Source organism: Streptomyces sp. NPDC003248 (genome assembly GCF_055563235.1).
Genome location: NZ_JBVHDT010000010.1, coordinates 242573 through 264212 on the forward strand (window position 1 = coordinate 242573; position 21640 = coordinate 264212).

Below are 21640 nucleotides of genomic sequence, written 5' to 3' on the forward strand. Positions count from 1 at the left end.
CGCTTGGTGGAAGCGTCCAGACCGGCGCCGTGCGAGGCGCCGCGGAGAAGCGCACCCTTGACGGCGGCGCGACAAGGAGTGAAGACTCCTTCAACAGAACGTTGAATTCCGTTACGCGGAAGTCACGCGGGAGTTACTCCCGTCTTGCGGAAGCAGAACGGCGGCAGAGAGGGGTCCGGGTGTCCGACGCTGAACTGGTGCTGCGCTCGACGCGCGTCATCACTCCGGAAGGGACGCGCGCCGCCTCGGTCGCGGTCCTCGCCGGCACCATCACGGCCGTCCTGCCGTACGACGCCGAGGTGCCGTCGGGCGCCCGGCTGGAGGATTTCGGCGACGACGTCCTGCTGCCCGGCCTGGTCGACACCCACGTGCACGTCAACGACCCCGGCCGCACCGAGTGGGAGGGCTTCTGGACCGCCACCCGGGCGGCGGCGGCCGGCGGCATCACCACCCTGGTCGACATGCCGCTCAACTCCCTCCCGCCCACCACCACCGTCGACCACCTGGACACCAAGCGGCGGGTGGCCGCCGACAAGGCGCACATCGACGTCGGCTTCTGGGGCGGCGCCCTGCCCGACAACGTCAAGGACCTCCGCCCGCTGCACGACGCCGGCGTCTTCGGCTTCAAGGCCTTCCTGTCGCCGTCGGGCGTGGACGAGTTCCCGCACCTGGACCAGGACGGGCTGGCCCGGTCCCTCGCCGAGATCGCCGGCTTCGGCGGCCTGCTGATCGTGCACGCCGAGGACCCCCACCACCTCGACGCGGCTCCCCAGCGGCCCGGACCCCGGTACGCGGACTTCCTCGCGAGCCGCCCCCGCGACGCCGAGGACACCGCCGTCGCGCACCTCATCGACCAGGCGAAACGCCTCCACGCGCGCGTGCACGTCCTGCACCTGTCGTCCAGCGACGCGCTGCCGCTCATCGCGCGGGCCAAGGAGGACGGCGTCCGCATCACGGTCGAGACCTGCCCGCACTACCTCACCCTCACCGCCGAGGAGGTCCCCGACGGCGCCAGCGAGTTCAAGTGCTGCCCGCCCATCCGCGAGGCCGCCAACCAGGACCTGCTCTGGCAGGCGCTGGCGGACGGCACCATCGACTGCGTGGTCACCGACCACTCCCCGTCGACCGCCGACCTCAAGACGGACGACTTCGCCACGGCCTGGGGAGGCATCTCCGGCCTCCAGCTCAGCCTGCCGGCCGTCTGGACCGAGGCGCGCCGGCGCGGCCACGGCCTGGAGGACGTCGTCCGGTGGATGTCCACCCGCACGGCCGCCCTCGTGGGCCTCGGCCGCAAGGGCGCGATCGAGGCCGGCCGCGACGCCGACTTCGCGGTCCTCGCCCCCGACGAGACGTTCACCGTCGACCCGGCGGCCCTCCAGCACCGCAACCGCGTCACCGCGTACGCCGGCAGGACCCTGTACGGCGTCGTCAAGTCCACCTGGCTGCGCGGCGAGCGCGTCGTCGCCGACGGCGCGTTCACCGCGCCCCGGGGGCGACTGCTCACCCGCGACCACTGACCACCGACCCGCACCCGCAGCGGCCGACTCCGAAAGGCACATCCCGTGACGGCGACACCCAGCTTCACCGGCGACGCGAACCCCTACGGCGGCGGCGACCCGTACGCGGACTACCGCACCGCCGACTTCCCCTTCACCCACCACGCCGACCTCGCCGACCGGCGGCTCGGCGCCTCGGTGATCGCCGCCAACGACGAGTTCTTCGCCCAGCGGGAGAACCTCCTGATACCCGGGCGCGCGGAGTTCGACCCCGAGCACTTCGGCCACAAGGGCAAGATCATGGACGGCTGGGAGACGCGCCGCCGCCGCGGCGTGTCCGCCGACCACCCCTGGCCCACCGCCGACGACCACGACTGGGCGCTGGTCCGCCTCGGCGCGCCCGGAGTGATCCGGGGCATCGTCGTCGACACCGCCCACTTCCGCGGCAACTACCCGCAGGCGGTGTCCGTCGAGGGCACCTCGGTCACCGGCTCCCCCGCCCCGGAGGAACTGCTGGGCGACGACGTGAAGTGGACGACGCTCGTCCCCCGCACCCCGGTCGGCGGCCACGCGGCCAACGGCTTCCCGGTGGCGGTGGAGCAGCGCTTCACCCACCTGCGCGTCAGGCAGCACCCCGACGGCGGCATCGCCCGCCTGCGCGTGTACGGCGAGGTCGCGCCCGACCCCGCCTGGCTCGCGGCCCTCGGCACCTTCGACGTCGTCGCCCTGGAGAACGGCGGCCGCGTCGAGGACGCCTCCGACCGCTTCTACTCGCCGGCCACCAACACCATCCAGCCCGGACGCTCCCGCAAGATGGACGACGGCTGGGAGACGCGCCGCCGCCGCGACCGGGGCCACGACTGGATCCGCTACCGCCTGGCCGCGCAGGCGCAGATCCGCGCCGTGGAGATCGACACGGCGTACCTGAAGGGAAACAGCGCGGGCTGGGCGTCGGTGTCGGTGCGGGACGGGGAGGACACGGGCGAGGGCGCCTGGCGGGAGATCCTGCCGCGCACCCGCCTCCAGCCGGACACCGATCACCGCTTCGTCCTGCCGGCCCCGGCCGTGGGCACCCACGCGCGCGTGGACATCTTCCCCGACGGCGGCATCTCCCGGATCCGGCTGTTCGGCTCACTCACCGACGAGGGCGCGAACCACCTCGCGGCACGGCACCGGGAACTGGGCGGCTGACCTCCGCTACCGTGAACACCCCTGCCATAAAAGGGGTGTTCACGGGGAGGCGTGATGGCGGTCCTGCTCTACCACCCGTTGGTGCGGCCACCGGAGGAGATCATCCACCAGGGACTGCTGTACTGGGACGGCATCGCGTCCATCACGCCCCGCGAGCCCCTGGAGTACGCCGCCGCCGTCCCACCGGAGCTGAGGGACCTGCGCGACCGGTCGCTCTACACCCCGCTGCCGCTCACGGCCCACACCTTGGGAACTCTGAGCGAGACCGGTCCCGTCGGCCGGGCGCTGCGCCGGGAACTGCGCTGCTTCGCCGAGAACCAGGAGCGGCGGTCGCCGCCGGACGCCCTCCTCTACGGCTCCAAGCTCAGCTACTGGATGCAGGAGGAGCTGCTGAGCCTCGGCCTCGCCCGCCCTTACCGCCGCGACTTCTGGCGCCTCGTCGTACCGCACGAGGTCCAGCAGCTGATCATCGGAGTCGCCGCCCGTGAGATCGCCGCCGACATGCGTACGGTCGCGTACCTCCCCTGCACCGACCGCGAGGACGCGCACGTCCGCGCCCTGCGCCCCGTCGCGGGGGAGGCGGAGACCGGCTGGGACATCGAACTCGGACGGCTGCTCCCCGTCCCCGCCCCCGGCACCGCGACCGCCGACGTCCTCGCCTTCCGGGAGCGGTACGCGGACGAACGGCAGCGCCTCATGCGGGCCCTGCACCACCTGCTCGGCCGGCTGCGCCACGACTACGAGCACCCCGCCGGCGTCCTGGCCCAGCTGCGCCGGGAGATCGACCAGGCCGTCGCGGACCACCACGCCGCCGCCAGAAGCAGCCGGATGGCGTGGGTCAACCGTTCGCTGATGGTGACCGTGGCGCTCGGGGCGTCCGGCGGAGCGCTGGCGCAGCCCGGTCTGGCCTGGGTCCTGGGAGCAGTGGGCGGCTACGCGCTGAACGTGGCCACCCGGGAGGTCCGCCCCCTGAGGAGGGCCTTCACGGACCACGACTTCAGCTACCTGTGCCGGGTGGAACGGACCTTGACCTGACGGATCGGACGGCACAGGGCGGTGCTGCCGCCGGTGCGTCCGGGCCCGCATGCGCAGGAGTCGCGAGTCGCCGAGGGGCGCAGGGGGACGGGCACTGATCGGTACCCTCGCGCGTTGACGCGGTGACGGCAGGGGGAACGTGATGACCGATGTGATCGACCTCGAAGCGTTCGGCGAGGAGTTCCGGCGCGACCCGCACGCGGTGTACGCGCGGCTGCGTGAGCGCGGCCCGGTGCACCGGGTGCGCCCGCCCGGATCCGACGGGTACTACGCGACCTGGCTCGTGGTCGGGTACGAGGAGGCGCGGGCCGCGCTCGCCGACCCCCTGCTGGTCAAGGACGGGGAGCGGATCGGCATGACGCTCATGGACGAGGAGCTGGTCGGCAAGCACCTGCTGATCACCGACCCGCCGCAGCACACCCGGCTGCGGTCCCTCGTCTCCCGCGCGTTCACCATGCGCCGCGTCGAGGGGCTGCGCCCGCGCGTGCAGCAGATCACCGACGAACTGCTCGACGCGATGCTGCCGCGCGGCCGCGCCGACCTGGTGGAGTCCTTCGCCTACCCGCTGCCCCTCACCGTCATCTGCGAACTGCTCGGCGTCCCCGAGATCGACCGGGCGGCGTTCCGCGAGATGTCGACCGAGGTGGTCGCCCCCACCAGCGGGGACAGCGGTTACGACGCGTTCGCGCGGCTCGGCGGCTATCTCACGGAACTGATCGAGGACAAGCGGTGCGCCGGGCCATCGCCGTCAACGGACGGCGATCTGCTCAGCGACCTGATCCGCACCACCGCCGAGGACGGCGACCGGCTCTCCGCCGAGGAACTGCGCGGCATGGCGTTCCTCCTGCTCATCGCCGGACACGAGACCACGGTCCACCTCATCACCAACACCGTCCACGCCCTGCTCACCCACCCCGCCCAGCTCGCGGCCCTGCGCGCCGACCCGGCGCTCGTCGACGGCGTGGTGGAGGAGACGCTGCGCTGGGAGGGGCCGGTGGAGAACGCCACGTACCGGTTCGCCGTCGAGCCGCTGGAGATCGCGGGCGTGGCGATCGGAAAGGGCGATCCGGTGCTGATCGGCCTGGCCTCCGCCGACCGCGACGCCCTGCGCTACGAGGACCCCGACCGGTACGACGTCCGCCGCGACCCGCGCGGCCACCTCGCCTTCGGCCACGGCGTCCACTACTGCCTGGGCGCGCCCCTGGCCCGCCTGGAAGCCCGGATCGCCCTGGCCTCCCTGCTGGAGCGGGCCCCCGCCCTCAGCCTGGACGGTCCGTCCGGGGAGTGGCTCCCGGGCATGCTGATGCGCGGACTGCGCAGCCTGCCCGTGCGCTGGTAGGGATGCCTGCCCGTGCGCTGGTAGGGGAGCCTGCCCGTGCGCTGGTAGGGAAGCGTGGCCGAGCCCCGCGGACACGGGATCGTTTGTCCGGACAACCGAACTTCACAACTTCCCGTCAACCGGTCGCAGAGCTACGCTCGGCCCGTGCCGAAATCAGAAGTGGACCCGACCGTGCAGCTCGACCTCCGTGTGGACCGGAGCTCTCCGGTGCCGCTGTACTTCCAGCTGTCCCAGCAGCTCGAAGCCGCCATCGAGCACGGATCGCTCACCCCCGGCAGCCTGCTGGGCAACGAGATCGAGCTCGCCGCCCGGCTCGGCCTGTCCCGCCCGACCGTGCGCCAGGCCATCCAGTCCCTCGTCGACAAGGGCCTGCTGGTGCGCCGCCGGGGCGTCGGCACCCAGGTCGTGCACAGCCAGGTCAAGCGCCCGCTGGAGCTCAGCAGCCTCTACGACGACCTGGAGGCGGCCGGCCAGCGCCCCGCGACCACGGTCCTGGTCAACACCGTCGTCCCCGCGTCCGCCGAGGTCGCGGCCGCCCTCGGGGTCGCCGAGGGCGGTGAGGTGCAGCGCGTGGAACGGCTGCGTCTCGCGCACGGCGAGCCGATGGCGTACCTGTGCAACCACCTGCCCCCCGGTCTGCTCGACCTGGACACCGCGCAGCTGGAGGCCACCGGTCTGTACCGGCTGATGCGGGCGGCCGGCATCACCCTGCACAGCGCCCGCCAGTCCATCGGGGCCCGCGCCGCCACCGCCGCCGAGGCCGAGCGGCTCGCCGAGGAGCAGGGCGCGCCGCTGCTCACCATGCAGCGCACCACCTTCGACGACACGGGCCGCGCGGTCGAGTTCGGCGACCACGTCTACCGCCCGACCCGCTACTCCTTCGAGTTCCAGCTGCTCGTGCGGTCCTGAGGGCGACGCCCCCGGCGGCCGTCCGGTCGGTCCGGTCCGTCCGGTCCGGCCTATTCGGTTCGTCCGGTCCATCCGGTCCTGTCTGGTTAGTCCGGTCCATTTGGTTCGTCCGGTCCGGGTGATCCGGGTGATCCGGGTGATCCGGGTGATCCGGGCGAGGAGGCCTCGCGTTCGGACGGCGAGGCCCGCGGGCGCGACCTCATGTTGTCCGGACAAGGCGACCGCGTCGCGGTCCCCGGCCGTGGAGCGACCGTCCCCGTGTTCGATACTGGGGCGTTTGCGTCCGGTGAGCGATCACCGGACGGATACGCGCGACAGACACGACAGAACATGGCAAGAAGGGCACGGCCTCGTGGCACGGTTTCGGACCTGGGCAGGGATCGCATTGGCGGGGGCGCTCTGCGTGTCCCTCGCGGGGTGCAGCAGCACCGGGGGCAAGCGCGCCGAGGACGCCCGCAAGGCCGCGGCGGCCGAGGGGAAGGCGGCGGTGGACACCCCCCGCTGGACCATCGCGATGATCACCCACTCGGGAGACGGCGACACCTTCTGGGACATCGTCCAGAGCGGCGCCGAGCAGGCGGCCCGCAAGGACAACATCGACTTCCTGTACTCCCACGACGACGAGGCCCAGCAGCAGGCGCAGCTCGTCGACGCGGCGGTCGACAAGAAGGTCGACGGCATCATCGTCACGCTCGCCAAGCCCGACGCCCTGAAGGCCGCAGTGGCCCGGGCCGTCGAGGCGGGCATCCCCGTGGTCACGGTGAACTCCGGATCGGCCGAGTCCGAGGCGTTCGGCGCGCTCACCCACATCGGCCAGGACGAGACGATCGCCGGCGAGGCCGTCGGCGAGGAGCTGAACCGGCGCGGGAGGAAGAAGGCGCTCTGCGTCCTGCACGAGCAGGGCAACGTCGGTCACGAGCAGCGCTGCGACGGCGTCGCGTCCACCTTCACCGGCACGCTCTCCGACCTCTACGTCAACGGCACCAGCATGCCCGACGTGCAGTCCGCGATCGAGGCCAAGCTCCAGGCGGACCCCTCGATCGACACCGTCGTCACCCTCGGCGCCCCGTACGCCGACACCGCGGCGAAGGCCCGGCAGGCCGCCGGCAGCAAGGCCGAGATCGACACCTTCGACCTCAACGCCAAGGTCGCCGCCGGCCTCACGGACGGCACCCTCGGCTTCGCCGTCGACCAGCAGCCCTACCTCCAGGGCTACCAGGCGGTCGACCTGCTCTGGCTGTACCGGTACAACGGCGACGTCCTCGGCGGCGGGCAGCCGGTGCTGACCGGCCCGCAGATCATCACCAAGGACCAGGCGGACGAGCTCGCGGAGTACACCGAGCGGGGCACCCGATGAGCCCGCTCCCCGAAGAAAAGCTCACAGACGAAAAGCTCACAGACGAAAAGCTCCCCGACGAAAAGCTGCCCGACGAGAAGCTCCACGACGAGAAGCTCCCCGACGAGAAGCTGCCCGACGAGAAGCCCCACGACGAGAAGCTCCCCGCCCAAGAGCTCACCGCCGAAAGGCCGGCTGACGAAAAAGTCGCTGACGAAAGGATTCTTCAGGCGTCTCCGCTGCGCCGGCTGCTCGCCCGCCCGGAGCTGGGCTCGGCCGTCGGCGCGCTCGCGGTCTTCCTCTTCTTCGCCGTCGCCGCCGACGGCTTCCTGAGCGTCGCCGGCCTCGGCACGGTCCTCTACGCGGCCTCCACGATCGGCATCATGGCGGTCCCGGTCGCGCTGCTGATGATCGGCGGCGAGTTCGACCTCTCGGCCGGCGTCCTGGTGACGTCCTCGGCGCTGGTCTCGTCGCTGTTCAGCTACCAGATGACGGCGAACGTCTGGGTGGGCGTCGGGGTGTCCCTGCTGACGACCCTCGCCATCGGCGCCTTCAACGGCTTCGTCCTCACCCGCACCCGGCTGCCCAGCTTCATCGTCACCCTGGGCACCTTCCTGATGCTGACCGGCATGAACCTCGGCTTCACCAAGCTGATCGACGGCACGGTGTCGACGAAGACCATCGCCGACATGGAGGGCTTCCCCACGGCCCACGACGTCTTCGCCTCGACCCTGACGATCGGCGACGTCAACCTCAAGATCACCGTCCTGTGGTGGCTCGCCCTGGTCGCGGTGGCCTCCTGGATCCTGCTGCGCACCCGCGCCGGCAACTGGATCTTCGCGGTGGGCGGCAACAAGGACGCGGCCCGCGCCGTCGGCGTCCCCGTGGACCGGACCCGGATCGGCCTCTACATGGGGGTCGCCTTCGGTGCCTGGGTCTGCGGACAGCACCTGCTCTTCAGCTACGACGTCGTCCAGTCCGGCGAGGGCGTCGGCAACGAACTGATCTACATCATCGCGGCCGTCATCGGCGGCTGCCTCATCACCGGCGGACACGGCAGCGCGATCGGCTCGGCGGTCGGCGCGCTCCTGTTCGGCATGACGAGCAAGGGCATCGTCTTCGCCGAGTGGAACCCCGACTGGTTCAAGTTCTTCCTCGGAGCGATGCTGCTCCTCGCGACCCTGCTCAACGCCTGGGTCCGCAAGCGCGCGGAGGCCACCAAGTGACGGACACGACGGAACGCGCGGCACTGGTGGAACTGTCCGGCGTCGGCAAGCACTACGGGAACGTACGCGCCCTCGAAGGCGTCTCGCTGGAGGTCCACCCGGGGGAGATCACCTGTGTCCTCGGCGACAACGGCGCGGGGAAGTCGACCCTGATCAAGATCGTCGCCGGGCTGCACCGGCACGACGCCGGTGTCCTCCGCCTGGACGGCGAGGAGACCACGCTGTCCTCCCCGCGCGAGGCCCTGGACCGCGGCATCGCCACCGTCCACCAGGACCTGGCCGTCGTCCCGCTGATGCCGGTCTGGCGCAACTTCTTCCTCGGCTCCGAGCCCCGCAGGGGAACGGGCCCCTTCAAGCGCCTGGACGTCGACCTCATGCGCCGCACCACCCGCGCCGAGCTGGCCCGCATGGGCATCGACCTGCGGGACGTGGACCAGCCGATCGGCACCCTCTCGGGCGGCGAACGCCAGTGCGTGGCCATCGCACGGGCGGTGTACTTCGGCGCGAAGGTCCTGGTGCTCGACGAGCCGACGGCGGCGCTGGGCGTCAAGCAGTCGGGCGTGGTCCTGAAGTACGTCGCCGCGGCCCGGGACCGCGGTCTCGGTGTCGTCCTCATCACCCACAACCCCCACCACGCCTACCTGGTCGGGGACAGGTTCGTGCTGCTCAAGCGCGGCACGATGGTGGGCAGCCACCCGCGCGACGGGATCAGCCTGGAGGAACTGACGCGGCAGATGGCGGGCGGGAACGAGCTGGACGACCTGCGGCACGAGCTGGAACGCACCCCCCGGGAGCGCTGAGAACCGCCCGGCCGCCCCTGACCCGGCCGCGGCCCGGCGGCACGGCCGGCGGGCCGCGGCCGCGAGCCCCCTCACCTCCCCGTTACGCCACCCAGGGGGAGCGTGAGGCAGAATCGGGCCTTGATGAGCACCTACGGCAACTTCACCGCCCCCATCGGCTCCCGCCGGGCGCCGGCGCTCCGCACCGTGGGCACCCGGGAACGCCGCTCGCACCTGACCGCGCCCCGCGTGCCCACGGTCGGCATCGACATCGGCGGCACCAAGGTGATGGCGGGCGTCGTCGACGCCGACGGCAACATCCTGGAGAAGGTCCGCACGGAGACCCCGGACAAGTCCAAGAGCCCCAAGGTCGTCGAGGACACGATCGTCGAGCTGGTCCTGGACCTGTCCGACCGGCACGACGTGCACGCGGTCGGCATCGGCGCGGCCGGCTGGGTCGACGCCGACCGCAACCGCGTCCTGTTCGCCCCGCACCTGTCCTGGCGCAACGAGCCCCTCCGGGACCGCATCTCGGCCCGGCTCTCCGTGCCCGTCCTCGTCGACAACGACGCCAACACCGCCGCCTGGGCGGAGTGGCGCTTCGGCGCCGGCCGGGGCGAGGACCACCTGGTGATGATCACCCTCGGCACCGGCATCGGCGGTGCGATCCTCGAGGACGGCCAGGTCAAGCGCGGCAAGTACGGCGTCGCCGGCGAGTTCGGACACATGCAGGTCGTACCCGGCGGACACCGCTGCCCGTGCGGCAACCGCGGCTGCTGGGAGCAGTACAGCTCCGGCAACGCCCTGGTCAGAGAGGCCAAGGAGCTGGCCGTCGCCGACTCGCCGGTGGCGTACGGGATCATCGAGCACGTCAAGGGACAGATCGGGGACATCAGCGGCCCGATGATCACCGAGCTCGCCCGCGAGGGCGACGCGATGTGCGTCGAGCTGCTCCAGGACATCGGCCAGTGGCTCGGCGTCGGCATCGCCAACCTGGCCGCCGCCCTCGACCCGTCCTGCTTCGTCATCGGCGGCGGTGTCTCGGCCGCCGACGACCTGCTGATCGGGCCGGCGCGCGACGCGTTCAAGCGGCACCTCACCGGCCGCGGCTACCGCCCCGAGGCCCGTATCGTGCGCGCCCAGCTCGGCCCCGAGGCCGGCATGGTCGGCGCCGCCGACCTGGCCCGCCTGGTCGCCCGCCGCTTCCGGCGCGCCAAGCGCCGCCGCGTGGAGCGCTCCGAGCGGTACGAGCGGTTCGCGGAGGCCGCCCGCCGGGCCCGGGACACCGTATGACGGCCTCGCTGCCCCACCAGGCCGCGCCCCCGGAGGAGCAGGTGCGCGCCCCCGAGACCCGGGGGCACCAGATCCGCCGCCGGGCGCTCACCCTGCTCATCATCGTGCTGCTCATCGGCGTCCCGGCCGGCTACCTGGTGATCTCCGCCAACCAGAGCCGCGACAGCGGCAAGGACAAGGAGGCGAAGTACTCGGCGACCGGCCTCACCGAGGGCTGGCCGTCGAAGGTCCAGCGCCGCCTGTACCAGGTGCCGGTCCCGCACCCGGCGAACAAGGTCGCCTACTACGAGACGAACAACTGGCGGACCAGCCGTCTCTACGTGCAGTTCCAGACCACGCACGCCGGCCTCGACGCCTTCCTCGCGGAGCTCGGCCTGACCCGCACCGCCCTGCGGAAGGACGAGATCACCATCGGCGAGCGCGACCGGAACGTCACCGGCTGGCGGTTCTCCGGACCCGGCTCCCGCGACGGCGACTACTTCGGCTTCGTCCGCGAGCAGGACGACCCCGACCCGACGCTGGACGTGGTGGTGAACACCGCCAACCCGCTCTACCCCATGGTGTACGTCGTCTCCCGGACGGTCCCCTGACCGCACGGTCCCCTGACCGCGCGGTGCCCGAGCCGCGCGGTTTCCGGCCGCGCGGCTGCCCGACCGTACGGCCCCGGCCCGGGCGCCGGGGCCGATTGTCAGACCCCGCCCGTAGAGTCGAAGACGACTGATCGGACACGACGGGCGGGAGGTGGACACCGCGTATGCCCAGCAGCGACACGACCGCGACCGATAAGACCGCGACCGATACGACCGCGCGCGACACGACCGCGGGCGACACGACCGCGCGCGCCGTTCGGCGCCCGGCCGCCGAGCCCCCGGCCGCCGAGCGCCCGGCCGGCGAACCGCTCGGCGTGCGGCTCCCCGCCGTCTTCCTGCCCGCCCCGCTCCCGCGCGACGGCCGGATCGCGTTCTGGGACCCGCAGGACGGCCCCCTGCCCGCCGCGGCCGGCGCCGACACCACCGAACTCACCGTCGTACGGCGCCATGGATCCGGCGTCCGCCGCCGCACGGCCCCCGCGCTGTCACTGCCGATCGCCACGGCGCTGCCGCTCCTGGTGCGCGCCCGCCGCGACCCCGCCGCCCACCCCGCGACCGCCTGCTGGGGCGCGGCCGCCCTGCACGCGCTGCGGCTCGCCGCCCGCGGCCGTCTGCTGCCCGGCCTGACCCCCACCGGCCACGACGCCTGGCGGGCGGGCCCGCTCGACCCGGAGGACATCGCGCACCTGCGCGCGATCGCCGCGGCCCTGCCCCACGAAGGGCACGCCGTCCCGCTGTCCGGCCCCGGACCGCTGCGCCTGCCCCGGCCCGAGGCACTGATGCGGTCCTTCCTGGACGCCGTCGCGGACACCCTGCCCCGCACCCCCGCCGCGCCGTACGCCTGCGGGAAGCCCTTCGCGGACCGCCGGCCGCAGCGGCTGCCCGGCGCCCACGACTGGGCGGCGGAGGTCGCCGCCGGCATGGACGCGGGCGTACGGATCTCGCTGCGACTGGACCTGTCCGCCCACGACCTGTTCGACGACGGCGAGGGGGCGCGGCGCGCGGGCGCCGCGATCGTCCAGGTGCACAGCCTCGCCGACCCCACCCTCGTCACCGACGCCACGGCCCTGTGGGCGGGCGAGGCGGACGGCGCCTTCGGCCCCCGCGCGCGGGTCGACGCCGCCCTCGCCGTCCGGCGCGCCGCCCGCGTCTGGCCACCGCTCGCCCGCCTCGCCGACCAGGACGCCCCCGACGTCCTCGCCCTGTCCGAGGACGAGCTGGGCGACCTGCTGGGCGTGGCCGCGACCCGCCTCGCCGCCGCCGGGGTGGCCGTGCACTGGCCGAGGGACCTCGCCCAGGACCTGAGCGCCACCGCGGTGGTACGGCCCGCGCCGGGCTCGGCGACCGACGGCACCGGCTTCTTCGAGAGCGGGGAACTGCTCCGGTTCCGCTGGCAGCTGGCGCTCGGCGGCGACCCGCTCAGCGAGGCCGAGATGGACGCGCTCGCCGAGGCCCACCGCCCGGTCGTCCGGCTGCGGGACCGGTGGGTCCTCGTCGACCCCGCCCTCGTCCGCAAGGCCCGCCAACGCGAACTGGGACTGCTGGACCCGGTCGACGCCCTGTCCGTCGCCCTCACCGGCACCGCCGAGGTCGACGGCGAGAGCGTCGAGGCGGTCCCCGTCGGGGCCCTGGCCGTCCTGCGCGACCGCCTCACCGCCGGGGTGCGCCCCGCCGACCCCCCGCCCGGCCTGCACGCCACCCTCCGCGACTACCAGCTGCGGGGACTGGCCTGGCTCGACCTCATGACCTCCCTCGGCCTCGGCGGCTGCCTCGCCGACGACATGGGCCTCGGCAAGACGGTCACCGTCATCGCCCTGCACCTGAAGCGGGCCCGCCCCGAACCCACCCTGGTGGTCTGCCCGGCCTCCCTCCTCGGCAACTGGCAGCGCGAGATCACCCGCTTCGCGCCCGGCGTGCCCGTCCGCCGCTTCCACGCCGCCGACCGCTCCCTGGACGACCTCGGCGGCGGCTTCGTCATCACCACGTACGGCACCATGCGCTCGGCGGCCCCCACGCTCGCCGCGCAGCCCTGGGGCATGGTCGTCGCGGACGAGGCCCAGCACGTCAAGAACCCGTACTCGGCGACGGCGAAGGCCCTGCGCACCCTCCCGACGCCCGCGCGCGTGGCGCTCACCGGCACCCCCGTCGAGAACAACCTGTCCGAGCTGTGGGCCCTCCTGGACTGGACGACCCCCGGCCTCCTCGGCCCCCTGAAGTCCTTCCGCGCCCGGCACGCCCGCGCGGTGGAGAACGGCGAGGACCAGGACGCGGTGGAGCGCCTCGCGCGGCTGGTCCGCCCCTTCCTGCTGCGCCGCAGGAAGTCCGACCCCGGCATCGTCCCCGAGCTGCCGCCCAAGACCGAGACGGACCACCCCGTCCCCCTCACCCGGGAACAGGCCGCGCTGTACGAGGCGGTCGTGCGCGAGTCGATGGCCGCGATCGGGACGGCGGACGGCATCGCCCGGCGCGGCCTGGTCCTCAAGCTCCTGGGCGCCCTCAAGCAGATCTGCGACCACCCGGCCCTCTACCTCAAGGAGGAGACCCCCGCCACCGGCGACGCCCTCGCCGCCCGCTCCGGGAAACTCGCCCTCCTCGACGAACTGCTGGACACCCTGCTCGCCGAGGACGGCTCGGCGCTCGTCTTCACCCAGTACGTCGGCATGGCCCGCCTGATCACCGCCCACCTGGCCGGCCGCGCGGTCCCCGTGGACCTCCTGCACGGCGGCACCCCGGTCCCCGAGCGCGAGCGCATGGTCGACCGCTTCCAGAGCGGCGCGACGCCCGTGCTGGTCCTGTCGCTGAAGGCGGCCGGCACCGGCCTCAACCTCACCCGCGCGGGCCACGTCGTCCACTTCGACCGCTGGTGGAACCCGGCCGTGGAGGAACAGGCCACCGACCGCGCCTACCGCATCGGCCAGACCCAGCCCGTCCAGGTCCACCGCCTCATCACCGAGGGCACCGTCGAGGACCGCATCGCCGAGATGCTGGAGTCCAAGCGGGCCCTCGCCGACGCGGTCCTCGGCACCGGCGAGGCGGCCCTCACCGAACTGACCGACCGTGAGCTGTCCGACCTGGTCCGGCTGCGGAGGGAGGCGTGATGGGGGAGCGTGACGCCCGCCCGGCCGACGCGGCACGCCGGGCCCTGCGCGCGGCCCGGGAACGGCCGCAGGAGCAGGAACAGGAGCCCGCGCCCCGCGGGCCCCGGCCCGGTGACGCCGCCCGTGCCGCGCTGCGGCGCGCGGCGGACACCCCGCGCACGGGCACGGACGGCGACACGCCCGCGAAGGACGCCGACGCCGCGTCCGCGGACGCCCCCGCGACGAGCCCCGCGGCAGCCGGCGAGCAGGGCCCCCGACAGCCGGCGACCGGCGCGCGGCCCGGCGACGTCGCGCGCGCTGCGCTGCGAGCGGCCCGCGCACAGGCACGGCAGGGCACGGACGGGCTTGAGGGAAACGGCGGCCCCGGTGGCCCCGGAGGAACCGGGGCCCCCGGGGGAATCGGGGGACGCGAGGGAATCGGGGGGCCCGAAGCCCGGACCCCTCGCCGGTCCTTCCGGACGAACGCACACGCCACGCCCGCCGGACGCTCCGGCCGGATGCCCGACCCCGTCGCCGACGACCGCGCGCGGCACGTACGGGACTTCCTTGCGGGCGCGTTCCGGATGCCGCCGGAGGAGGGGACCGAGGGGACGGCGGCTGGGGACCTGGGCGGTCCTGGAGGGCTGACCGCCCCTGGGGAGCTGACGGTTTCGGAGATCTTGACCGTTCCCGGGGACCTGACGGTTTCGGAGGCCCGGACCGTTCCCGGGGACCTGACCGCTCCGGAGACCCGCCGGACCGTTCCCGCGGACCTGACCGCCCCCGGGGACCTGACCGCTCCGGAGACCCGGACCGTACCCGGGGACTCGACCGCCCTCCCGGATCCGTCCGGACCGGAGGGACCGGCCGACCCCGAGGGGGGCGGGCCGTTCGAGCCGCTCGCTCCGCACCGGGGGGTTTCGCCCACGCCGGCCGTCGACCCCGTTCCCGCACCGCCGACCGCGCCCGAAGCCGGCTCCCGACGCGACCCCGCGCCCTGGCACGAGTCCGAACCCCGGCGCGAGTCCGAACCCCGACGCGAACCCGAACCCCGACGCGAACCCGAAGGTCGACCCCGCCCCGGAGCCGAGGCCGGGCCCGGAGCCGCATCCGGATTCACGTCCGCATCCGGATTCACGTCCGCATCCGGATTCACGTCCGCATCCGGATTCACGTCCGCATCCGGATTCACGTCCGCATCCGCGTCCGCGTCCCGAGCGTCCGGAAGCCCCTCCCGCACGCCCCGTTCCATGGCCGCGCCGTCGCGGGACGGCGACCACCGGCGGACCTTCCCCGCCTTCCCGGCCCGGACGACCGGCGCGGACGGCGGCTTCGCCGAGACCTGGTGGGGCGACGCCTGGGTCACCGCGCTGGAGGAGGGCGCCCTGGACGCCGAGCGCCTCGCACGCGGCCGGCGTTACGCCGAGCAGGGGAACGTCGACGCCATCACGGTCACCCCCGGCCTCGCCCTCGCGTACGTACAGGGCAGCCGCCCCCGCCCGTACCGGGTGCAGGTGCGGCTGCGCACCCTGGGCGACGACGACTGGGAGCGTTTCCTCGACGCGGCCGTCGAGCGTCCCGGGCACATCGCCGCGCTGCTCGACAAGGAGATGCCCGCGTCGCTCGCCGCGTGCGGGGTGCCGCTGCTTCCCGGCCCCGGCGACCTGGAACCGCATTGCAGCTGCCCCGACCGCGGTCATCCCTGCAAGCACGCCGCCGCCCTCTGCTACCAGACCGCGCGTCTGCTGGACGCCGACCCGTTCGTGCTGCTCCTGCTGCGCGGGCGGGGCGAACGCGAACTCCTCGACGCGCTGTCCCGCCGCAACGCGACCCGGGCCGCCCGCGCCGCCCAGGAGCGGGAGCCGGAGCCCCTGCCCGGCGTCCGCGCCACGGAGGCCCTGGCCGCCGCGCTCCCGCTCCCGCCCCTGCCGGCCCCGCTGCCCGCGCCCCCGCATCCCGGCCAGCCCCCGGCCTACCCCGCCGTCCCGGACGGCCCCGACTCCTTCGCGCTGGACCAGCTCGCCACCGACGCGGCGGCCCGCGCCCACGCCCTGCTGACCACCGGCCAGGACGCGACCGGTGAACTGACCCTCTGGCAGGACGCCGTCCGCATCGCCGCGTCCCGGCCGGGCTCGGGCCTGACGGCGACCACCCGAGCCCTCTACTCCTCCCTCGCGTCGGCCGCCGGCCGTACCCCGGCCGAGCTGGCACGCGCGGTCGCCGCCTGGCACCAGGGCGGCCCGGACGGGCTCGCCGTCCTGGAGGAGCCCTGGGACCCGCCGGCCGGACGTTTCGACCGGGCCCGCCCCCTCCTCCTGGCCGCCGACTGGCCGGCCTTCCGCCCCTGGCGCAACCACCTCACCCATCCCCGCGGTCACGTCCAGCTCCGCCTGGGCCGCGACGGGCTGTGGTACGCCTACGAGTCGGAGCCGGGCCACGACGACTGGTGGCCGCGCGGCACACCCGACCCCGATCCGGTGGGCGCCCTGACCGGCCTCGGAGGCCCCGGCGACACCCTCTGACCCCGGCCCCCGTCGGCGGGGCCTTCCCGTAGGCGGCCTTCACGGAATCCGCTTCCCGGTACGCCGCCTTCCCCCATGCACCGGCGGAGGACGTCACATCCGGTCGCGCGCCCCCGACCGGCATCCCCGGCGCCCCCCGGGCACCCGCCGCCGCCCCGCGCGCCGCCCGCCGGCAGCCCGGCAGCCCGGCAGCCCGGCGGTCCGGCAGCCCGGGAGGCGTCGGCCGCCGCCCGTCCGGCACCGCCCGTCGGCCGCCGCTACCTGGCGGCCCGGCTGCCCGGCGGCCCGGCGGCCCGGCAGCCCGGGACGCGTCGCCCGCCGCTCGCCCGCCGCCGCCCGCCATCTCCCGACACCGCCCGACACCGCCCGTCCCGCGGCCCCCCGCCCCCCCGCGGCTTGTTGCTCGTCCCCCGCAGCCCGCGGCCGGTGTCACCGCAGACCGATGCGGACGGGGCCGTCCGTGGGCGACACGCCGTCGAGCACACCGGCCGGGACGCGGAAGACACGGCCGGGTGCGGCGGGCCACGCCGACGTCCTCCGTGTGATGACCCGTCCGCCCTGCCGGACGGTCACCTCGGGGAAGCGGACGAAGGTGTCCGTCCACAGGAGGAGCCGATCGCGTGCCGGTGCGGGGTCGCCCGGGCGCAGGATCTGGGGGGCGACCCAGCGGAAGGGCGCGTCGGCGAACAGCCGGACGCCTTCGGCGGGCTGCCGGCTGCCGCGCAGGTGGTCGAGGACCTGCCGGGCGACGTGCCTGCCGTCCAGGGCCGCGACGTCGGCGGTGTCGACCGGGTGCAGCAGGTTGCCGGCCGCGAAGACGCCCGGACGGCTGGTGCGCAGCGCGGTGTCGGTGAGCGGGCCGAGGGTTCCCTCGTCGAGGGCGATGCCGCCCGAGCGGGCGAGTTCGTGGTCGGGGATCCAGTCGCCGGTGAACACGACCGTGTCGCACGCGACGGTACGGCGCCGGCCGGTGTCCAGGTGCTCGATCTCCACGGCTCGGCAGCGGCCCTTGCCGATGACGCGGGTGACGCGGCTGCGGGTGGCGACCGGGACGCGCAGCACGGTCCGTCCGGCCGCGGTGAAGGCGCCGTAGGACTCGGCCCGGGGGTACTGGCTGATCATGAGCGCCGGGGTGCAGCCCGCCGCGCGCAGGGTCAGGGCGGCGGACCAGCTGACGGGTTCGCCGCCGACGATGACCGCGCGTCGGCCGACGGGCCGGTGGTGCAGGTGGACGAGGCTCTGGAGCTGGCCCGTGGTGTAGACGCCGAGGGGGCGGTCGCCGGGGATGCGGCGTGCGGCGCGCGGACGTTCACGGGCGCCGGTGGCCAGGACGAGGGCGCGGGGCCGGATCCGGTAGCGGCCGTCGGGGCTGGTGACGTCGACGGTCATGTCGCCGACGGTGGTGTCGCCGACCGTGATGCTGGCGCCGACCGTGGTGCCGTCGACGGTGGTGTCGTCGGTCCAGCCGGTGACCATGGCGCGGGTGCGGATCTCGGCGCCGGCCTCGGCGGCCCGGCGGACGAGGTGGCGGGCGTAGGCGGGGCCGGACAGGACGCGGCGCAGATCGCGCAGCCCGTAACCGGTGTGGCCGCTGTGGCGGGGGATGCCGCCGGCCTGCTCCTCCCGGTCGATGACCAGGACGTGTCCGGCGCCCCGGCGCCGCAGTTCGGCGGCGGCGGTCAGACCGGCGGGGCCGCCGCCGATGACGAGGACGTCGGGCGTGACGAGGTGCGGCTGGTGGGTCATCGGGCGTCCTTGTCCTGGCTGTGGCAGCCGTCGTGGGCGTGGTGCTTCTCGTGCAGGGCGGCGACCGCGGCGCCGCAGAGGGTCCCCTGGCAGCGGCCGTTCATGGCGCGGGTGCGGCGGCGCAGGCCGTCGAGGCCGCGGGCCGGGACGGGGGCGTGGCAGGCGTCGCGGATCTCGCCCTCGGTGACGCGCTCGCAGAAGCAGACGACCGTTCCGTAGGCGGGGTCGCGGGCGATGAGGCCGGCGTCCTGGTAAGGGCGCCGGGTGGTTTCGCCGAGGTGGGGCATCCGCGGCGGGGCGGGGAGCGTGTCGCGGGGTTCGAGGGGCAGCCCCGCCTTCTCCAGCAGGCCGCGGCAGTGCTCGGCGATGGCGAGGGAGGCGCTCAGCCCGGTGGAGCGGATGCCGCCGACGAGGAGGTAGCGCTGCCCGGGTGTGGCCTCGATCAGGTAGTCGGGGTGGTCGACGGCCGCACGCAGCCCCGCGTAGCAGGCGGTGACCTCCTCGGCCGTCAGGCGCGGCATCAGGCGCTCGCCCATGGTGAGGAGGAAGTCGAGACCGTCCTCGGACGTGGCCGTGTCCGACCGGTCCTCGAGGTCCTCGGCGGTCGGGCCCAGCATGACGTTGCCGTAGACGGTGGGGGAGATGAGCACGCCCTTGCCGCGGGAGGTGGGCACCGGCAGGACGATCCTGTCCACCAGGGGGCGGGCGAGCTTGTCGAAGACGAGCAGTTCGCCGCGGCGGGGGGTGACGGTGAAGCGGTCGTGGCCGAAGAGCCGGTCGATGTGGTCGGCGCCCAGTCCCGCGGCGTTGACGACCCACCGGGCGCGTACCTCACCGGCCGACGTGTGCAGCGTGGTCGTCTCCTGGTCCTGGCCGACGCCGGTGACGGAGTGTTCGAGGAGGAGGGCGGTGCCCCGCTGCCGGGCGTCGGTGGCCAGGGCGAGCGTGGTCGTCCAGGTGCAGATGATGGACTCGTCGGGGACGGTCAGCCCGCCGAGGGCGCCCGCGCCGAGGGCGGGCAGCATCCGGTGGATCTCCTCGGCGTCGACGATCCGGCAGTGCGTGTAGCCGTTGGCCTCGGCCTTCGCCCGCAGGCCGGGCAGCGCGTCGAGTTCCTCCTCGTTCCACGCCACGAGGACGGCGCCGGTGCGCTCGACGGGGATGCCGGTGGCCTTCGCGTAGGCGTTGAGCGCGTGGTGTCCGCGGGCGACCAGTCGTGATTCGAGCGTGCCGGGCACGGCGTCGAAGCCGGTGTGCAGGATCGCGGTGTTGGCCTTGCTGGTGCCGTCGCCCACGTCGTCCCGTGCCTCGATCAGGGCGACGGAGACGTGGTGGCCGGAGAGTTCGCGGGCGATGGCGGCGCCGACGACGCCCGCGCCGATCACGGCGACGTCGAAGACGTCACCTCGGGGGCGGTGGGGTGCGGTGGTCATGCGCGTTCTCCCTCGGCGGCGCTCGCGGTGGCGGCCCGCGCCCATGCGGTGCGGAACTCCGCGGCCCGGTCGGCGGACCAGCGGGGGTGGTGGACGGTGGCCGGCTGCCAGTCGCCGACGGCCTCTTGGAGCGTGAGTGCGGGATCGAGGGCGCAGCGGGCGAGGGCGGCCGCGCCCAAGGGGGTGGCGTGGGCGTGGGGGTAGACGTCGACGGGGACCTGCGCGATGTCTGCCTGGGCCTGCATCAGGGCGGCCGACCGGGTCAGGCCGCCGTCCGCGCGCAGCCGGGTCGGCGGGTGGCCGAGATCGGCCGCGACCCGGGCGCACAGTTCCGCGATCTGCGCGGCGATCCCCTGGAGCACGGCGAGCACGAGGTGTTCGCGACGGGTGGACAGGGTCAGGCCGGTGAAGGAGGCGGTGGCCCCGGGCGCCCACCAGGGGGCGGCGAGACCGGCGAAGGCCGGCACGCACAGGACGCCCTCGGCGTCCGCCGCGGCCGCCGCGTCCAGACCGGTCGCCGACCGGACGAGGCCGAGGTCCTGGAGCCAGCGCACCGCGGACGCGACCGTGTAGACCTGCCCGTCGACGCAGTACGGGGTCTCCCCGGCCACCCGCCAGGCCACCGAGGTGGTCAGGCCGGCGCTGGAGCGCACGGGGTCGGGCCCGGTGTTCGCCAGCAGGAACGCCCCCGTGCCGTAGGTGCACTTCGCCGTCCCGGGCGTCAGACAGCTCTCCGCGACCAGGGCGGCCTGCTGGTCCACGATCAGCCCGGCCACCGGCACCTCGGGGCCGAAGGCGCGGGTGGTGCCGACGATCTCGTCGCAGGCGGCGATGCGGGGTAACTGTTCGTCCTCCAGGCCGAACAGCGCGAGGAGTTCGTCGTCCCAGGCGACCTTGTCCAGGTCGAGGAGGAGCGAACGGCTCGCGGTGGAGGCGTCGGTGACGAACTGTCCCGTCAGATGGTGGACGAGCCAGGTGTCGGTGGTCGTCACCACGCCCTCCCGGGTGAGGTGGCGGCGCAGCCAGGCCATCTTGGGGGCGGAGAAGTAGGGGTCGAGGACCAGCCCGGTGCGGGCCGCGCACCGCTCACGGTGTTCGGCCAGTTCGGCGCAGACGCTCTCGGCGCGCCGGTCCTGCCACACCAACGCCGTCGACAGCGGTGCTCCGGTGGTCCGGTCCCAGGCCAGCACCGTCTCGCCCTGGTTGGCCAGGGCCACGGCGGCGACCGGCCGGCCGGCCTCGCGCACCGCGCGGCGTCCGGCGTCCAGCACCGAGCCGAGCAGCGCCCGCGGGTCCTGTTCCACCCCGCCGCCGCGTAAGTAGGCAGGGCGGAGCGGCTCTTCGGCGAGGGCGACGATGCCGTCCTCGGTATCGACGACGACGGCCTTGGTGCCGGAGGTGCCCTGGTCGAGGGCGAGGATCGCGGTCATGGGGCGGTACCTTCTGCGAATGGGGTCGGCGGGCTCGGGACCGGTTGTATCAGCGGTGTCCAGTGCCGGGTCGAGGGGGAGCAGGCGCCACTTGGGCAAGGGCGTCGGACGCTCCCTGCACAGCCGCCCTGCACAGCCCCTGCACAGCCGCCCTGCACAGCCCCTGCGCACGCCCCCTGCGCACCCCCTCGCACAGCCCCCTCCACAACCCCTCGCACAACCCCCTGCACACCCCCTG

At 74.3% G+C, this 21640-nt stretch carries 15 protein-coding genes; 12 read left to right on the plus strand and 3 right to left on the minus strand.

The genetic code is table 11. From position 1 onward, the window contains the following. The first annotated feature begins 179 nt into the window (after positions 1 to 179). The 12 genes from allB to ACZ3KJ_RS23865 all read left to right on the plus strand — a co-directional run bounded on the left by allB (position 180) and on the right by ACZ3KJ_RS23865 (position 16793). On the plus strand, positions 180 to 1517 hold the full coding sequence (gene allB, locus ACZ3KJ_RS23810) for an allantoinase AllB (RefSeq protein ID WP_467529814.1): 1338 nt from the start codon (positions 180 to 182) through the stop codon (positions 1515 to 1517). A gap of 45 nt (positions 1518 to 1562) precedes the next feature. Continuing rightward, positions 1563 to 2687, plus strand: a complete 1125-nt coding sequence (gene alc / locus ACZ3KJ_RS23815) for an allantoicase (protein ID WP_467529816.1) — start codon at positions 1563 to 1565, stop codon at positions 2685 to 2687. Between the two features lie 54 nt (positions 2688 to 2741). Then, positions 2742 to 3722 carry a hypothetical protein gene (locus tag ACZ3KJ_RS23820; RefSeq protein WP_467529818.1) on the plus strand — a complete coding sequence of 327 codons (981 nt, stop codon included), beginning with the start codon at positions 2742 to 2744 and terminating at the stop codon, positions 3720 to 3722. A gap of 142 nt (positions 3723 to 3864) precedes the next feature. Then, the gene (locus ACZ3KJ_RS23825) at positions 3865 to 5061 is read left to right on the plus strand and encodes a cytochrome P450 family protein (protein WP_467529819.1); all 1197 of its coding nucleotides are present in this window, start codon (positions 3865 to 3867) and stop codon (positions 5059 to 5061) included. A gap of 171 nt (positions 5062 to 5232) precedes the next feature. Further along, positions 5233 to 5970: a GntR family transcriptional regulator gene (locus ACZ3KJ_RS23830; RefSeq protein WP_467529908.1), complete on the plus strand. Its 738-nt coding sequence runs from the start codon at positions 5233 to 5235 to the stop codon at positions 5968 to 5970. A gap of 352 nt (positions 5971 to 6322) precedes the next feature. After that, positions 6323 to 7327 (plus strand): sugar ABC transporter substrate-binding protein, encoded by a 1005-nt coding sequence (locus ACZ3KJ_RS23835; RefSeq protein ID WP_467529821.1) that lies wholly within the window; start codon positions 6323 to 6325, stop codon positions 7325 to 7327. Next, positions 7324 to 8532, plus strand: a complete 1209-nt coding sequence (locus tag ACZ3KJ_RS23840) for an ABC transporter permease (protein ID WP_467529823.1) — start codon at positions 7324 to 7326, stop codon at positions 8530 to 8532. Before ACZ3KJ_RS23835 ends, ACZ3KJ_RS23840 begins: the two co-directional genes overlap by 4 nt. Then, positions 8529 to 9332, plus strand: a complete 804-nt coding sequence (locus ACZ3KJ_RS23845; RefSeq protein WP_467529825.1) for an ATP-binding cassette domain-containing protein — start codon at positions 8529 to 8531, stop codon at positions 9330 to 9332. The genes ACZ3KJ_RS23840 and ACZ3KJ_RS23845 overlap by 4 nt, the downstream gene beginning before the upstream one ends. Before the next feature lie 123 nt (positions 9333 to 9455). Then, positions 9456 to 10604, plus strand: coding sequence for an ROK family glucokinase (locus tag ACZ3KJ_RS23850; RefSeq protein ID WP_389514891.1), 1149 nt, complete (start codon positions 9456 to 9458; stop codon positions 10602 to 10604). Continuing rightward, positions 10601 to 11194 (plus strand): sugar kinase, encoded by a 594-nt coding sequence (locus tag ACZ3KJ_RS23855; RefSeq protein WP_467529827.1) that lies wholly within the window; start codon positions 10601 to 10603, stop codon positions 11192 to 11194. Before ACZ3KJ_RS23850 ends, ACZ3KJ_RS23855 begins: the two co-directional genes overlap by 4 nt. 164 nt (positions 11195 to 11358) lie before the next feature. After that, positions 11359 to 14292: an SNF2-related protein gene (locus ACZ3KJ_RS23860; protein WP_467529829.1), complete on the plus strand. Its 2934-nt coding sequence runs from the start codon at positions 11359 to 11361 to the stop codon at positions 14290 to 14292. Positions 14293 to 15521: 1229 nt separating this feature from the next. After that, on the plus strand, positions 15522 to 16793 hold the full coding sequence (locus ACZ3KJ_RS23865; protein WP_467529830.1) for an SWIM zinc finger family protein: 1272 nt from the start codon (positions 15522 to 15524) through the stop codon (positions 16791 to 16793). Positions 16794 to 17222: 429 nt separating this feature from the next. Here the strand turns inward: ACZ3KJ_RS23865 and ACZ3KJ_RS23870 are convergent, their stop codons facing one another. The 3 genes from ACZ3KJ_RS23870 to ACZ3KJ_RS23880 are packed head-to-tail and all read right to left on the minus strand — an operon-like array spanning position 17223 to position 21402. Further along, positions 17223 to 18539 carry an NAD(P)/FAD-dependent oxidoreductase gene (locus ACZ3KJ_RS23870; protein ID WP_467529832.1) on the minus strand — a complete coding sequence of 439 codons (1317 nt, stop codon included), beginning with the start codon at positions 18537 to 18539 and terminating at the stop codon, positions 17223 to 17225. Beyond that, complete coding sequence (locus tag ACZ3KJ_RS23875; RefSeq protein WP_467529834.1) at positions 18536 to 19972, minus strand: FAD-dependent oxidoreductase; 1437 nt, start codon at positions 19970 to 19972, stop codon at positions 18536 to 18538. The genes ACZ3KJ_RS23870 and ACZ3KJ_RS23875 overlap by 4 nt, the downstream gene beginning before the upstream one ends. Further along, positions 19969 to 21402, minus strand: coding sequence for an FGGY family carbohydrate kinase (locus ACZ3KJ_RS23880; protein ID WP_467529836.1), 1434 nt, complete (start codon positions 21400 to 21402; stop codon positions 19969 to 19971). The genes ACZ3KJ_RS23875 and ACZ3KJ_RS23880 overlap by 4 nt, the downstream gene beginning before the upstream one ends. Between the last annotated feature and the right edge of the window lie 238 nt (positions 21403 to 21640).